Here is a 396-nt window from a genome sequence, read left to right as displayed (position 1 = left end):
GACACCGACGACTACGCCAGCAAGCAGACCCAGGCTGGCGGCACCTTCGTGTATGGCAGCGGCGGCACCGTCAACATTGGCCAGCAGAAGGTCGAGAGCCACCTGCGCAGCGTGCAGGAACAGAGCGGCATCGTTGCCGGTAGCGGTGGCTTCAACATCACCGTGGGCGGCAACACGCACCTGGAAGGCGGCGTGATCGGCAGTACTGCCGATGCCTCGAAGAACCGCCTGGATACCGGCAGCCTGACCGTTGTCGACATCGAGAACGAATCCCGCGCCAAGACCAGTGGCGGTGGCATCGGCACCGGGATGAGCAGCGGTGGTGGCATCAGCAACCCGCTGGGGAGCGCGGCCGGTGCGGGGCTGAGCCTGCTGGGCGGTACGAAGAAGAACGAC

Annotated in this window: 1 protein-coding gene; it reads left to right on the top strand. The window is 65.9% G+C overall.

Annotated features, from left to right (window positions below):
• On the top strand, window positions 1-396 hold a 396-nt coding region (locus RCF13_RS16105; protein WP_308141337.1), incomplete at both ends, for a hypothetical protein.

This window comes from Stenotrophomonas maltophilia group sp. RNC7, assembly GCF_030910085.1.
Taxonomy (GTDB): Bacteria; Pseudomonadota; Gammaproteobacteria; order Xanthomonadales; family Xanthomonadaceae; genus Stenotrophomonas; species Stenotrophomonas sepilia.
The sequence above is the reverse complement of the archived record's forward strand: the minus strand, read 5'-3'. Positions and strand labels throughout refer to the sequence as shown.